Here is a 15,282-nt window from a genome sequence, read left to right on the forward strand (position 1 = left end):
GGCGAGCCCGGGACGATGGAAGCGGGCGGCGAGCACCATGGCCGCGGGCGCACTCGCCTGCGTGTCCCTGGGGGCCTGCGCGAGCGTTCCCATGACCGGCCCCGTCGTCCCCGGCGAGGGCGGGGACACCTCGGGTGACCCCTACGGCAGCTACGTACGGCTCCTGCCCGCCGGACCCCAGCCCGGGGTGGAGCCCGAGGGCCTGATCAACGGCTTCCTCCAGGACATGGGCAGTTTCGAGGACGACCACAAGGCCGCCCGCAGCTACATGCTCCCCGAGATGCGCGAGAACTGGTCCCCGGACGGCTCCGTCCAGGTCTTCGCCGACCTGGACGCGGTGAACCTCGAGTCCGAGGTCTCCGCCGACGGCCTCACCGCGACGGTGCGGCTGCTCAGCAACGAGGTCGCCAGTATCGACGAGAGCGGCAAGTACCTCCCGGCCGACACCGGAACCGTGCTCGAGGAGACCTTCACCCTGGCCCGTGAGGGGGGTGATCCCGAAGGCGAGTGGCGGATCCAGGACCTGCCCGAGGAGATCATCCTCAGCCAGTTGGACGTCGAGCGCACCTACCGCCCGTTCAACCTCTACTACTTCAACCCGGACGGGACGGCCCTGGTCCCGGACCCGGTCTACCTGCCGGTGAGTCCCGACCAGCTCGCCGACCGCCTCCTGCGCAAACTCGCCTTTGGGCCCACCGACTGGTTGGACCCGGCGGTGACGTCCTCCTTCCCCGAGGGGGTCGTGCCCAAGGTCGAGGTCGACGCCGAAAGGGTCGTGATCAGCGTCAGGGGCCCGACCGAGGCGGACGAGTACAGCATGGGCGCGCAGATCGCCTGGACGCTGCGGCAGCTTCCCGAGATCCAGGAGTTCACCCTCCGGATCAACGGCGAGGAGGTCGGTTTCCCCCAGGCGGACGGGGAGAGCTCCGACCGGCCGCGCCCGGGCAGCGACTTCTGGGACCGGGTGAGCCCCGGCGCCATGGCCCCGGACGTGCACGCCTACTTCACGCACGAGGGCCAGCTGTGGTCCGCCTCCGACTGGGAGCCGGACACCTTCGAGGACGCCGAGCGGGTCCCGGGCCCCCTCGGAGCCGGAGACGTCCAGCTGGACCGGTTCGCGGTCTCGCTCGACGAGAGCACCGTCGCCGGTGTCACGCTGGGCGGCGGGGAGGTCGTCACCAGTTTCACCAGCCCCGGGGCGGAGACCAGGGAGGTCCTCGCCGACGGGGTGTTCACCGAGCTGTCCTGGGACGTGAACGGCAACCTCTGGGTGGTCGAGGAGATCGAGGGCCCGGACCCGGAGGAGGACTCCGAGGACGAGGGGGCCACGGAGCCGGACGCCGTCCAGCCCGACGGGGCCGGGGGCACGCGCCCGCCCGCCCCGGAGGACACCGCGCTGTGGTTGCTACGCGACGGGGACGAGGTGGTCGAGGCCCAGGTGACGGGGCTGCGGGGGCACACCCTGGTGCACTTCAGGATCTCCCGGGACGGTTCCCGGGCCGCCGTGGTCACCGAACGGGACGGGGAGCGCGCACTCCAGGTCGGCCGGGTCGTGGAGGACGAGGACGGACAGGTCTCGGTGGGCGGCTTCATCCCCCTGGCACAGCAGGAACTGGACGACGTCACCGGTATCGCCTGGCGTTCGAGCGACCAACTGGTCGTCCTGGGCAGCCGTGACGGCGGCACCCAGCAGGCGCTGTTCGTCGCCCTGGACGGAGGTACGCCCGCAGCCAGCGCCGGAGCTCCGGGCGCGGGTACGGTCACCATCACCGGAGCCCCCGGACAACCCCTGCTCGCCGGCTCCGACGACGGCAACATCTGGGCGTCCAACGACCCCCTGAACTGGCAGGTCGTGGTTGAGGGCAGCTCGCCCACCTACCCGGGCTGACCCCGGGCCCGGCGTGCCCTCCGCGTGCCCTCCCCGGAGGGGCGGGGAGGGCACGCCGGGTTTTCCACAGGCGGTGCGGCGGCACTGGCGGGGGCGGTCGCGGCGGTCGATCCTGGAACCATGGACCAACGGACCGGTGCTCTGCGCCGACGGCCACACGGTGTGCTCTCCCTGGTGCGACGCTTCCTGACCGGCCTGCTCGACCCCCTCCTCGAACTGCTGCTGCCGCACGCCTGTGCGGGGTGCGCGGGCCCGGAGGGGCCGCTGTGCGCCCGTTGCCGGACGGTTCTGGAGCGCAGGCCGCACCCGTGCGCCCCGCGTGAGCGCTGCCCGCCGACCTGGGCCGCCGGCCCCTACGCCGGGCACGACCGCAGGGTCCTGCTCGCCTACAAGGCACACGGGGACGGGCGCTTGGCGGACCACCTGGGGGAGCGTTTGGCCGCCGCCTACCACGCCTCCGGGTGGGCGGGTCCGGACACGCTGCTGGTACCGGTCCCGGGGCGCGGGGGGTCCTCGTCCCGGCGCAGCCCGGTCACCCGTCTGGCGCTGTCCTGCGCGCACCGGGCGGGCGTCGAGTCGACGGGCGGGGTGGTTCCGCTGCTGGGCTACCGGCGCGGGACGCGCCGACAGGTCGGGTTGGGGCGCGCGGAGCGTCTGGCCAACCGGGCGGGGTCCTTCACCGTCGTCCGGTTGCCCCCGGACCCGGACGGGAACGGTCAGGGCGGCGGCCCGGGGGCGGCCCGGCGGGGCCTGCGCGGTCGCAGGGTGGTCGTCGTGGACGACGTGCTCACCACCGGCGCCACGGTCGCTGAGGCGACCCGTGCGCTGCGCGAGGAAGGGGCCAGGGTGGTGGGCGCCCTGGTGCTGGCCGAACGGTCCGGGTTCCGGAACCGACTGTCTCCGGTCACGGGAGCGAGGTCGGAACGAAGGTTTTACGAACCCCCCTGAACAGGCGAAAGATGCATGTTCACAAGGGTTTGCGACGCTTCTCGGGCAGTTGGGCGCCCGTCCGCTACCTGACATCCGCGCCGGGACAGGTTACGGTCCAGGTATGGCACCCGTCCGGGTCCGTGGTTGCGTCGGATTTTTGAAGCTCCCGGGAACACCGGGGAGCGACTCCGGCAAGCCGATGCCAGGCGCAGGCGAAACGGCCCACGTAAGGCGACTTTTCGTCGACCGATCACGGTGCGCCTTAGAGGTAAGCCCTGCCCCGCGGAGGGTCCCGATGTCCCTCATGACAGGGAGAAGAGCAGTAGTCGCGGATAAGAGCGGCGACACTCTCAGCAGGCGGATGTGGGGACGAAGACCAGGTCGGCCGGACGGGTGGCATACCGACGCGCGGGGGTTCGCCGGTCCCGGAGCGCATGCTCCGGGGCCGCGGGCCCCCTACCGTCCCCTCCACGCCGACCCGGCCCGTTTCCCCGTCCTCCTACCCGCCGGGTGTTCGGTGCCGAATGGACCCAAGGTCCTTCTCGTCAGTTCAGAGGTCGTGATCAATCGTGCCCGTGGGGCGCGTGATGACCCTGCTTCTGATGGGTATACGCACTTCCAACCGAGTCGTGACCCGGATCCGACCGGTTCACAGACGGAAGGGGGCTAGCGCGTCACACCCTCCCCGGCGAGGGAGGGGAGCAGAGCCAGCCTGGCCGTCGCCTTCACGGCGGTCACGCGATGAAGGGGGTCCTATGGACATCATCGTCAAAGGTCGACGCACCAGTGTGAGTGACAAGTTCCGACAGCACGTCGAGAACAAGCTCGACAGGCTCTCCAAGTGGGAGCGCAAGGGCATGAGCGTCGATGTGGAGGTGTCCCAGGAGCGCAACCCCAAGCTCGCCGACGTCCGCGAGCGGGTTGAACTGACCATCCACTCCGATGGCCCTGTCATCAGGAGCGAAGCCGCGTCCGCGGACCGCCACGGTGCGCTCGACCTCGCGGTCGACAAGATCGAGGCCCGCCTCCGCAAGTCCGCGGACCGCCGCAAGGTCCACCGGGGAAACCACACTCCCGTCTCCGTGGCGGCCGCGACCGCCGACCTCCCCGGAGACCTGCCCTCATCCACCCCGACAACAGCCGAGGCACCCCCGGCCCAGCGCAGCGGGGACGAGGAGATCAACGGCGTCGAGCTCGACGGCCGCTTCTCCGACGAGTTCGTCGAACTCGACACCCAGGGGGAGACTCCCGTGATCGTGCGGGAGAAGTACCACCGGGCCAAGCCGATGAGCATCGACCAGGCGCTGATGGAGATGGAACTCGTCGGCCACGACTTCTACCTCTTCCACGACGAGGTCAAGGACGCCCCGAGCGTCGTCTACCGCCGCAAGGGCTTCAACTACGGCGTACTGAGGCTTGTGGACTAGGAACCCCGTCTCCGAACTCCTCCGCACGGGAGGTGGAGAGCCGAGCTGAACACGCACCGCGGCGGGCCCGAACGGCCCGCCGCGGTCGTGCGTCACGCCTTCCGGCCCCGTTTGATGTGGTGCAGCGGGGTCTGGTGCGGTTCCTCGGGCTCGTATCGCGGCGGGTCGAGCACCACGTCGCCGAGGATGTCGCAGAAGACCGCCACCGCGACCGCGGCGACCAGCAGGACCCCGCCCAGGACCAGCAGCAGCGGGGCGCCGCCCAGGGCGATCGCCAGTCCGCCGAGGGAGAATCCGGCCACGGCGAGGGCGACGCAGACCCAGGAGGCCAGGCTCCCGCGGTGGCCGTTGCTCGGGGCCAGGGTGCCGCCCTGGCGCTGGAACCCCCGGATACGTCCCTTCTCCCGTTCCTCGTCGGCCGTCGGGTGGTACTGCTCCCACGCCAGAGCCGGGTCGTACGCCGCGGCGGGACGGACGGACGTCCGCCGGGCCCCCTCCACGACCGTCTCGATCACCTCGGCCGGTGTCCTCGGAGAGAACGTTCGTCTAGCCCTCCGGGCCCGTTCGGTGCCTCTGTTCGCTCGCATGGTGACCCCTCCCGGGAGCACGTTCGCGTCGGCGGATCCGCGGTCACACGATTGCGCGCACAACCGTTCGGAACCGCCCCTGCACCCATTGCACTACCCGAAGAAATGCGCGAGTCTGCACAAACATCATGAAAAAGGCGGGAACATCCATACCCGTTCCGCTCGTTTGCTGGGAGGACGGGAAGCGGTTCCGGGTCCTCTAGGATGTAGGCCCGAGGACCAGGGGTCCCCTGATCTCCGTGGCCGCGAAAAGCGGTCAGCGGGCCTAGATCTGACTCTCCGCCCACGGTGGAGCCAACCGCGATCTGCGAGGAGCGCATAGGAAGTGCCAGGCATACTCGACAAGCTCCTGCGCGCGGGTGAAGGAAAGATCCTGCGCCGGCTCAACAAGCTGAAGGACCAGGTCAACGCGCTTGAGGGCGACTACGTCGACCTCACCGACGAGGAACTGCGCGACCTCACCCGGGAGTACAAGGAGCGCTACGAGGACGGGGAGTCCCTGGACGACCTCCTCCCCGAGGCCTTCGCGACCGTCCGCGAGGCGGCCAAGCGCACCCTGGGACAGCGCCCCTTCGACGTCCAGGTCATGGGCGCGGCGGCTCTGCACCTGGGCAACATCGCCGAGATGAAGACCGGTGAGGGCAAGACCCTGACCGGAAGCCTCGCGGTGTACCTGAACGCTCTCGCGGGCAAGGGTGCGCACGTCATCACGACCAACGACTACCTCGCCCGGCGCGACGCCCAGAACCTGGGCCGCATCTTCCACTTCCTCGGGCTCGAGGTCGGCGTGGTCGGCCCCCAGATGACCGCGGAGGCCCGTCGCAAGGCCTACCAGGCCGACATCACCTACGGTACGAACAACGAGTTCGGGTTCGACTACCTGCGCGACAACATGGCGCTCTCGCTCAAGGACACGGTCCAGCGCGAGCACTTCTTCGCCCTGGTCGACGAGGTCGACTCCATCCTCATCGACGAGGCGCGCACCCCGCTGATCATCAGCGGCCCCTCCGAGCAGAACTCGCGCTGGTACTCCGAGTTCGCGAAGATCGCGCCCCGCCTGAAGAGGGACGTCGACTACGACGTCGACGAGAAGAAGCGCACCGTCGGCATCACCGAGTCCGGTGTGGCCAAGGTCGAGGACTGGCTCGGGATCGACAACCTCTACGAGGCGGTCAACACCCCGCTGATCAGCTTCCTCAACAACTCCCTCAAGGCCAAGGAGCTGTACCGCAAGGACAAGGAGTACATCGTCAAGGACGGTGAGGTCCTCATCGTCGACGAGTTCACCGGGCGCGTCCTGGCCGGCCGCCGCTACAACGAGGGCATGCACCAGGCCATCGAGGCCAAGGAGCGCGTCAGGATCAAGGACGAGAACCAGACTCTCGCCAAGGTCACGCTCCAGAACTACTTCCGCCTCTACGAGAAGCTCGCCGGTATGACCGGTACCGCCCAGACCGAGGCGGCGGAGTTCACCCAGACCTACGGCGTCGGCGTGGTCCCCATCCCGACCAACAAGCCGATGATCCGTGAGGACGTCAAGGACGTCGTCTACAAGCACGAGGACGCGAAGTTCCAGGCCGTGGCCGAGGACATCGCCGAGCGCCACGAGGAGGGGCAGCCGGTCCTGGTCGGTACGACCAGCGTCGAGAAGTCCGAACTCCTCTCCCGGATGCTCAAGCGCGAGGGCGTCCCGCACGAGGTCCTCAACGCGAAGAACCACGCCCGTGAGGCCTCGATCATCGCGCGTGCGGGCAAGCTCGGCGGGGTCACCGTGGCCACCAACATGGCCGGCCGCGGTACCGACATCATGCTGGGCGGCAACCCCGACTTCCTCGCCGACGAGGAGCTCCAGAGCCGCGGCCTGAGCCCGCTGGAGACCCCGGAGGAGTACGAGGCCGCCTGGCCGGAGGCGCTGGAGAAGGCCAAGGCCGAGTTCGAGGCGGAGCACGAGAAGGTCGTCGAGGCCGGCGGTCTGTACGTGCTCGGTACCGAGCGCCACGAGTCGCGCCGGATCGACAACCAGCTCCGCGGCCGCTCCGGCCGTCAGGGCGACCCGGGTATCTCCCGCTTCTACCTGTCCCTCCAGGACGACCTGCTGCGTCTGTTCAACTCCAGTCGTCTGGAGGCGTTCATGAACCAGCTGAACATCCCGGACGACCAGCCGATCGAGTCCGGCATGGTGAGCAAGGCGATCGCCTCCGCCCAGGGGCAGGTTGAGACGCAGAACTTCGAGATCCGCAAGAACGTCCTCAAGTACGACGAGGTCCTCAACCGCCAGCGCAAGGTCATCTACGCCGAGCGCCGCAAGGTGCTCGAAGGCCAGAACCTGCGCGACCAGGTCGTGGAAATGCTCCAGGAGGTGCTCCGCGGCTACGTCGTGGAGGAGACCGCCCAGGGCGACCCGGAGGACTGGGACCTCGACAAGCTCTGGCGGGCGTTCAAGCAGGTCTACCCGATCAGCTTCACCGTCGACGAGTTCATCGAGCAGAACGGCGACCTGCACACCCTGACCGGTGACCTCATCGCCACCCAGGTGATCGAGGACGCCGGCGCCGCCTACGACGCCCGCGAGGCCGAGCTGGGCGAGGAGGCCATGCGTGAGGTCGAGCGCCGGGTCATCCTGCAGGTGATGGACCGCAAGTGGCGTGAGCACCTCTACGAGATGGACTACCTCCAGGAGGGCATCGGCCTCCGTGCGATGGCCCAGCGCAACCCGCTGATCGAGTTCCAGCGCGAGGGCTTCGACATGTTCCAGCAGATGCTGGAGGCGATCAAGGAGGAGTCGGTCGGCTACCTCTTCAACGTCGAGGTCCAGGTCCGCAAGAAGGAGGAGCCGACCATCACCGCCTCCGCCGCGGCGCAGACCGCCGCGGCCGTGGGCGGCGGCTCCACCGGGGCGGCCGCCGTCGCCACCGCGGTGGAGGAGGACGAGGAGGCCGTCGGGGCCGACGCTCCCGCCGAGGAGTCGGAGCCCGCCGAGGACGTGGTGGTCCCCGGTTTCGGCGAGGGCCAGCCGGACCGCCTCCAGTACTCCGCGCCCAGCGAGGACGGCGGCGTCGAGCGGCACAGCGAGACGGTGGACCACGAGTACGCGGGCACCGCTCGCAACTCGCCCTGCCCCTGCGGTTCGGGCAGGAAGTACAAGAAGTGCCACGGTGACCCCACGGCCAAGTAGCCGCTGAGGAAGCCACGGACACGCGCGTGGGCGCGACCCCCTGGGGGTCGCGCCCACGCGCTGTTGGATGCGGGCCCCGGAGACGGGCCCCGGCAGCACCGGGTCGGGCGCCGGGGCCTCGGTCCGGAGGCCGGGCTCAGGAGGTCTGGGTGACCTTGTTGAGGCCGCGCGGGACGTCGGGGTCGTAGCCCAGACGGCGGGCGAGGTGCTCGGTGAGCAGCTGGGCGGGGACGATGAGGTTCATCGGGGACACCCACTCGGGCACGTCCGGCACCGGTACGGACAGATCGCTCGCCGCGGCCAGGGCGGCGCCGCCGCCGAAGCCGAACACCGGTGCGCCGGCGGACCGGGCCCGCTCCGCGAGGGCGACCGTGCCCTGCAGGGTGGGGCCGTCGGGCGCGGCCACCAGCAGTGCCGGGGTGCGCGGGTCCACGACCGCGATCGGGCCGTGCAGCAGGTCGGCGTAGGACAGGCCCATCGCGTGCAGGTAGCAGGCCTCCTTGAGCTTCAGGGCCGCCTCCAGCGCCGTGGAGAAGGCCATGCCGCGTCCGGAGATCACCGCCCCCTGGACGGCCACCATCCGCTCGACGATCTCCTCCAGGGCGTCCGTGGGCGCCGCGAGGGTCTGCTCGATGCCCTCCGGTACCAGGTCCAGTTCACCGGCGTCGAGGTCCGCGCCCAGGCCCAGGGCGAGGACCGCGAGAGCGGCCAACTGGGTGTTGTAGGTCTTGGTGGCCGGGACCGCGACCTCGTTCCCGGCCCGGGTGACCAGGGCGACGTCGGCCTCGGCCGCGAGCGGGGAGTCCGCGCCGTTGGTGACGCCGACGGTCCGGGCCCCGCAGTCGGCGGCCCAGCGCATGGTCTCGACGATCTCCTCCGTCTTACCGGACTGGGAGATGGCCACGGCGAGGACGTCCGAGAGGTCGATCCTGGCGCCGTAGGCGGTCGCGATGGAGGGGGAGCCCAGGGTGGCCAGACGGCCGGTGTGCGCCTGCAGGAGGTAACTGCCGTAGACCGCGGCGTTGTCGGAGGAGCCGCGGGCGATGAACAGGACGTGCTTGGTGCTGCGGCCGAGCGCCTCGATCTCCGCGCGCAGGGGCAGCAGGTCGGCGAAGGTGCGGCGCAGTGCCTCGGGCTGTTCGGCGATCTCGGAGCTCATCAGGCTCGTCGTGCTGGTCATGGAGAACCCTCCGGGGTGGACGGGCGGGCCTGGACATGCGCCGGGGGCCGCGCTGGTCGCTCGTGGACGGGCCGGGGCAACGCCCGCGGCCAGTCACGATGCTGGTTCGCTCCGCGTACCACAAGGTGGATTGACACGCGGGTCGCGCTATGGTCTAGTCCGGACTATACCAGTTGATATCCGGTATGCGCCGGTACGAGTCAGGTGCCGGAGCAGGCCCCGTGTCAGGGCGTGTTCGGTGGATATGCCCTAGGGTCTAACGCCAACCCGACCGCCGACCGAGAAGGCCGCCCGCCCCATGCCGATCGACGCCAGCAACCCGCTGCCCAAGTACGTCCAACTCCGTGACCTGCTCCTGGACTGGATCACCGAGGCCGGGCTGGGCGTGGACGACATGGTGCCCTCCGAGCGCGAGCTCAGCACCACCTACGGCCTCTCCCGGATGACCGTGCGACAGACCATCGACCTGCTGGTGGCGGAGGGGCGCCTCTACCGGGTTCCGGGCAAGGGCACCTTCGTCGCCCGGCCCAAGATCGAGATGTCCCTCGTCCTGGCGTCCTTCAGCGAGGACATGCGGGCCCGCGGCTACGAACCCGGCGCCCGCGAACTGATCCGTCAGGTCATCCCGGCCAGCGGCCACACCGCCCGCATGCTCGACATCGCCCCGGGGACCCTCGTCCACCACATCGAACGCATGCGTACCGCCGACGACGAACCCATGGCGGTGGAGCGTTCCAACATCCCCGCGGACATGGTGCCGGGGCTGGAGGACTACGACCTCGCGGAACGATCCCTCTACGAGGTCCTGGAAAACGAGTTCGACATCCTGTTGGATTCCGGGGAACAGACCATCGAGGCCGGGATCTGCGACTCGGCCGACTCCCGCCTCCTCGGCCTACCCGCTGGAAGCCCGGTGCTGATCATGCAGCGCCGAAGCTTCGCCAAGGGACAGTGCGTCGAACTCGCGCTGTCCACCTACCGTGCTGACCGCTACCAGCTGCACTCCCGCCTCGACCCGAGGCAGCACGGCGACTGACGCACCGCGCCCGCAGGGCGCGCGTTCGAGAGGGAGGTACCCCCCACCATGTCGGACCCGACCCCCGTTTCCCCGGGCGCCCAACGCGGCGCCGAACGCGGAACCAAACGCGGCTCCTCGGCGCTGGCCGTACTCCAGCGGCTCGGCCGCAGCCTCATGATGCCGATCGCGGTCCTGCCCGCCGCCGCGATCCTGCTCCGCCTGGGACAACCCGACCTGCTCGGCGCCGACGGTCTGGCCGGGCTCAGCGGAATGGGCTGGATGGACCCCGTCTCGGGTGCCGTCGGCACCGCGGGCGAAGCGATCTTCGAGGCCCTCCCGCTGCTGTTCGCCATCGGTGTGGCCATCGGCTTCGCCAGGCGCGCAGACGGTTCGACCGCCCTCGCCGCCGTGGTCGGCTACCTGGTGTTCGACCGGGTGGCCACCTGGACGATGGTGACCTTCGACGGCGCCACCGGCGACATCGGCTCACGGCTGGTCAGCTATCCCCTCGCCGTCGATCCGGTGACCAGGGAGCCGCTCACCGACCCGGAGGCGGTCAACGCCGTCGCCCCGATGATCAACCACGCGGTCAAGAACCCCACCGACGTGCTCGGCGGAATCGCGGTGGGCCTGGTGGCGGCGCTGCTGTGGCAGCGCTACCACCGGATCAAACTGCCCACCTGGCTGGGCTTCTTCGGCGGCCGCCGCTTCGTGCCCATCGTCACGGCCCTGGCCGCCCTGCTCATGGGTGTGGTGCTGGGCCTGGTCTGGCCGCTCGTCGGCATGTGGATCCAGAACCTCGGCGAGGCGATCATCGGTGCGGGTGCGCTCGGTGCCGGCCTCTACGGAGTCATCAACCGCGTTCTGCTCCCCATGGGCCTGCACCACGTGGTGAACTCGTTCATCTGGTTCGTCTCCGGCACCCACACCGCCGAGGACGGCACGGTCTCCCACGGTGAGATCACCCGGTACTTCGCCGGGGACCCGGACGCGGGCGGCATGCTGTCCGGGTTCTTCCCCGTGCTCATGTTCGGCCTCCCCGGGGCCGCGCTCGCTATGTGGCTGACCGCGTCCAGGGCCAGGCGCGCGCAGATCGGCTCGATCATGATCCCCGCGGCGCTGACCGCGTTCGTCACGGGTATCACCGAACCCGTGGAGTTCGCGTTCATCTTCGTCGCACCGGTCCTCTTCGCCGTGCACATCGTGCTGACCGGCGTCTCGATGGCGCTGATGAACCTCCTCGACGTCCAGTTGGGCTTCGGCTTCTCCGCCGGACTGATCGACCTGCTGCTGAACGCGACGAAGGACAACACCCAGGGGCTGGGGATCCTGCTCCTGTTCGGGGCGTTCTACTTCCTGGTCTACTTCGGGATCTTCTACCTGCTCATCACCAGGTTCAACATCCCCACCCCGGGACGCGAGCCGGATCCCGACGAGACCGCCGCCCCGCACACGGCCCCGGCCACCGCGGAGGGCACCTCCGAAACCGGGCCGGAGGGCCCGGCCGACGGGGACGCCGGGCGTTCCGGCTGAGGGCCGCGCCGACCCGGTGACGACCGGCTACCGCGCCCGCCCTGGCAAGTGGGCGAAGTCACCCCTAAGCTCGGTCCAGGCCCCGGGGCACGCGATCCCGGGTAGAGCACGGAGGGCACATGGCGGACAAGGCAGCGGCGATCGTCGCCGGGTTGGGCGGCGCGGCCAACATCGAGGACATCGAGGCCTGCATCACCCGGCTGCGTACCGAGGTCGCCGACCCCGGACTGGTCCGGGAGAACGACCTGAAGGCGGCGGGCGCGCACGGCGTCCTCGTCTCCGGAAACGTCGTCCAGGTGGTGGTCGGCCCGGAGGCGGACTCCCTCACCGACGACATCCGGGACCTTCTGGACTAATCCTGGCGGAACGGCGCCCGAAAGCAGGACTCTGGCCTTTCGGGTGGCCGGTTCGCGGGTTAAGTTCTGTCCCTGGGGAAGATCTCCTCCATGTCAGACGTGAACGGTGCGCTGCGCGTACTCTCCCCCGTGACCGGAACGGCGATGTCCCTGGAGACAGTGCCGGACCCGGTGTTCTCCCAGAGCATGGTCGGCCCCGGGGTGGCGGTCCACCCCGAACCAGGACAGGAGGGCGGCCAGGAGTCCCAGCACGAGGCGGTCGCCCCGATCGCCGGGACCCTGGTCAAGCTCCACCCGCACGCCTACGTGGTCATGGCACCCGGCGGCGGGCGCGGGGTCCTCGTCCACCTGGGCATCGACACCGTGCAGCTCGCCGGCGAGGGGTTCGTCCTCCTCGCCCGGGAGGGAGCGGAGGTGGCGGCGGGCGACCCGGTGATCCGCTGGTCGCCCGGGACGGTGGCGGCCCTGGGCAGACCCTCGGTCGTTCCGGTGGTGGCCCTGGACGCCCGGCCGGAGGCCCTCTCCGAACAGGCGGAAGGAGCCGTCGAACCGGGAGAGGTCCTCTTCCGCTGGGAGTGAGGCCCCCGAACCCGGCCGCGCCACGGCGGGGTGCTCCCTCCCCTGCCCCGCGACCGGGTAGTCTCCGGCGGCAAGCAGCGACCCGCCGGAGAATGAAGCCCCGCCATGAGACCGTCCGTTCCACCCGCCCTGGCCCCGGCCTGCGTGGCCCTCACCCTGATCAGCACAGCCTGCTCCACACCAGAGGAGGTGGACACCTCGCCCGGGAGCGATGACCGGAGCCCCGGAGCCTCGGCCGAACCCTTCGAGCCGGTCCTGGCCCCGCAGCTGCTCGCGGACATGGACCTGGACGACAAGATCGGCCAACTCCTGGTGCTCACCGCGCAGGGCACCGCGGCCGCCGACAACGCCGCCCAGATCGAGGAGTACCGCCCCGGCGGCCTCATCTACTTCGACGCCAACCTGGACGACGCCGAGCAGATCGCCCGGATGTCGGCGGGTGTCCAGGACCTGGCCGCCGAACAGGGGCAGGGCGTCCCCCTGCTGATCGGTATCGACCAGGAACAGGGCCTGGTGGCCCGGATGCCCGTGGGCACCCGGTTCCCCGACGCCATGGCGGTCGGCGCCACCGGGGACACCGAACTGGCCGCCCTGCGCGCCGCCACCACCGCCGAGGAGCTCACCGCCGTCGGCGTCAACATGAACTACGCACCCGACGCCGACGTCAACACCAACCCCGACAACCCGGTCATCGGAATCCGGTCCTTCGGCTCCGACCCGGAACCGGTGTCCGAGATGGTGCTCGCCGAGGCCGACGCCTACGCCGAGCACGGTGTGGTCCCGGTGGTCAAGCACTTCCCGGGCCACGGGGACACCGACGTGGACAGCCACACCGGGCTGCCCGTCATCGACATGCCCCGGGACCAGTGGGAGGCCGAGCACCTCCCGCCGTTCCGGGCGGCCGTGGACGCGGAGGTGGACGCGATCATGACCGCCCACGTGCTGATGCCGCAACTGGACGCAGAGGAGGACCCGGACCCGGCCACGCTGTCCCCGTCGATCATCGACGGCATCCTGCGCGAGGAACTCGGATACGACGGAGTGGTCACCACCGACGCCCTCAACATGGAGGGCGTGCGCCAACGCCACGACGACGGCGAGGTGGCCGTCCGGGTGGTGGAGGCCGGTGTGGACCAGCTCCTCATGCCGCCGGACCCCGCGGCGGCGGTCTCCGCGCTGCGCGAGGCCGTCGGGAGCGGGCGGATCACCGAGGAGCGCATCGACCGGTCCGTCCTGCGGATCCTCAGCCTCAAGGAGAGGCGCGGGATCCTCGAGGGCGGATCCGCGGATCCGGCCGGGGCTGCCCAGGCCCTGGAGGATCCCGAGCACGCCGAGGCCGCCCAGCGGGTGGCCGACGCCTCGGTAACCCTCGTCCGCAACGAGGCCTCCCTGCTGCCGCTCGCAGAGGGCACGCGGGTGCGGGTGCGGGGCGTGGGCGCCGACCGGCTCTCCCCGGCCCTGACGGACGCCGGCCTGGAGGTCGTGGACAGCGGCGAGGAGGTGCTCGTGGTGGGCACCGACGGCGCCCGGGGGTCCCAGGAACAGCAGGGCCTGGTCTCCGCGGGCGAGGCCGCGGGCACACCGGTCGTCGTGGTCTCCCAGGGCGGCCCCTACGACCTTGAGGCGTTCCCCGAGGTGGACGCCTTCCTCGCCCTGTACTCGGCGGTGGAGGTCTCCCGGGTGGCCGCGGCGAAGGCGATCGCGGGGGAGCTCGACCCGTCCGGAACGCTGCCGGTGGCCATCCCCGGTGCCGATGTGAGCGCCGGGACCGGGCTCGGCTACTGACCGGACCGCGTGGTTGAACGGGGCGGGGAACGGGAAGAACCGTTCCCCGCCCGGACCCCTCCGGGCGGGAGACGTCCAGGAAGGGAGGGGATCGGATGAACGGCGCCCGACGCGGGGTCATCTCCGACTGGGGCGGTGTCCTCACACCGCCCCTGCTCGACGGCATCCGGGCCTGGCTCCAGGCGGACCGGATCGATGCCGAGCACTACTACGAGGTCATGCGGCCGTACTTCGACGGAAGCCTGCCCGAAAACCCCGTGCACGCACTGGAGCGGGGCGAGATCGACACGGGTGAGTTCGAGCGCGACCTCGCCGCCCTGCTGCGCTCCACGCACGGCGGCCCCGTGGTGGCGGAGGGGCTGATCCACCGCATGTTCTCGAACTTCGACCCGGTCCACGACATGTACGAGACCATCCGCTCGGTGCGGGGCAGCGGTGCCAGTACCGCGCTGCTGTCCAACTCCTGGGGCAACGGGTACCCGCGCGAACACTTCGCGGACACCTTCGACACCGTGGTCATCTCGGGCGAGGTGGGTATGCGCAAGCCCGAGGAGCGCATCTACCTGCACACCTGCGAGCAGATGGGACTCAGCCCCCAGGACTGCGTGTTCATCGACGACCTGGAGCACAACGTGGCGACCGCCGAGTCGCTCGGGATGACCGGCATCCTGCACACCGACGTGGCCAGCACCCGCCAGAAGCTGTCCCGCTTCCTGGCCCCCGAGGGCGAACCCGAACGCCAGCGGGTCTGACCGCGGAACGGTCCGCGGCGGGGTGCCGGTCCGGTCACCACGGGTTCTTTGGGAAACTCGTAGGGACCCGAC

12 protein-coding genes are annotated in these 15,282 nt (G+C 70.3%); 10 read left to right on the forward strand and 2 right to left on the reverse strand.

The features are described from left to right. Positions 1-37 precede the first annotated feature (37 nt). The 3 genes from AC0VYD_RS05085 (at position 38) to hpf (ending at position 4,245) form a co-directional block, all read left to right on the forward strand. Positions 38-1,888: an LpqB family beta-propeller domain-containing protein gene (locus AC0VYD_RS05085; protein ID WP_475480186.1), complete on the forward strand. Its 1,851-nt coding sequence runs from the start codon at positions 38-40 to the stop codon at positions 1,886-1,888. A 120-nt stretch (positions 1,889-2,008) separates the two neighbouring features. Further along, positions 2,009-2,836: a ComF family protein gene (locus AC0VYD_RS05090; protein WP_475478813.1), complete on the forward strand. Its 828-nt coding sequence runs from the start codon at positions 2,009-2,011 to the stop codon at positions 2,834-2,836. 737 nt (positions 2,837-3,573) lie between these two features. Beyond that, positions 3,574-4,245, forward strand: coding sequence for a ribosome hibernation-promoting factor, HPF/YfiA family (hpf, locus tag AC0VYD_RS05095; RefSeq protein WP_473036443.1), 672 nt, complete (start codon positions 3,574-3,576; stop codon positions 4,243-4,245). Between the two features lie 92 nt (positions 4,246-4,337). Here hpf and AC0VYD_RS05100 read toward each other — a convergent pair whose 3' ends face one another. Then, positions 4,338-4,832, reverse strand: coding sequence for a hypothetical protein (locus AC0VYD_RS05100; protein WP_475478814.1), 495 nt, complete (start codon positions 4,830-4,832; stop codon positions 4,338-4,340). A gap of 325 nt (positions 4,833-5,157) precedes the next feature. On the opposite strand from AC0VYD_RS05100, the gene secA reads away from it, so the two are divergent. Next, positions 5,158-8,007 (forward strand): preprotein translocase subunit SecA, encoded by a 2,850-nt coding sequence (gene secA, locus AC0VYD_RS05105; RefSeq protein ID WP_475478815.1) that lies wholly within the window; start codon positions 5,158-5,160, stop codon positions 8,005-8,007. Between the two features lie 136 nt (positions 8,008-8,143). Here secA and AC0VYD_RS05110 read toward each other — a convergent pair whose 3' ends face one another. Next, complete coding sequence (locus AC0VYD_RS05110; protein WP_475478816.1) at positions 8,144-9,187, reverse strand: SIS domain-containing protein; 1,044 nt, start codon at positions 9,185-9,187, stop codon at positions 8,144-8,146. Between the two features lie 298 nt (positions 9,188-9,485). On the opposite strand from AC0VYD_RS05110, the gene AC0VYD_RS05115 reads away from it, so the two are divergent. The 6 genes from AC0VYD_RS05115 (at position 9,486) to AC0VYD_RS05140 (ending at position 15,210) form a co-directional block, all read left to right on the forward strand. After that, positions 9,486-10,223, forward strand: a complete 738-nt coding sequence (locus AC0VYD_RS05115) for a GntR family transcriptional regulator (protein WP_475478817.1) — start codon at positions 9,486-9,488, stop codon at positions 10,221-10,223. A gap of 48 nt (positions 10,224-10,271) precedes the next feature. Further along, positions 10,272-11,738 (forward strand): PTS transporter subunit EIIC, encoded by a 1,467-nt coding sequence (locus tag AC0VYD_RS05120; RefSeq protein ID WP_475478818.1) that lies wholly within the window; start codon positions 10,272-10,274, stop codon positions 11,736-11,738. A 119-nt stretch (positions 11,739-11,857) separates the two neighbouring features. Continuing rightward, on the forward strand, positions 11,858-12,094 hold the full coding sequence (locus AC0VYD_RS05125; protein WP_191268340.1) for a PTS sugar transporter subunit IIB: 237 nt from the start codon (positions 11,858-11,860) through the stop codon (positions 12,092-12,094). A gap of 90 nt (positions 12,095-12,184) precedes the next feature. After that, entirely contained in the window at positions 12,185-12,673 is a 489-nt protein-coding gene (locus tag AC0VYD_RS05130) for a PTS sugar transporter subunit IIA (RefSeq protein ID WP_475478819.1), read from the forward strand. Between the two features lie 105 nt (positions 12,674-12,778). Then, entirely contained in the window at positions 12,779-14,458 is a 1,680-nt protein-coding gene (locus AC0VYD_RS05135) for a glycoside hydrolase family 3 protein (RefSeq protein WP_475478820.1), read from the forward strand. 95 nt (positions 14,459-14,553) lie between these two features. After that, entirely contained in the window at positions 14,554-15,210 is a 657-nt protein-coding gene (locus AC0VYD_RS05140; RefSeq protein WP_475478821.1) for an HAD family hydrolase, read from the forward strand. Positions 15,211-15,282 lie beyond the last annotated feature (72 nt).

Source organism: Nocardiopsis sp. iso_40, assembly GCF_056173285.1.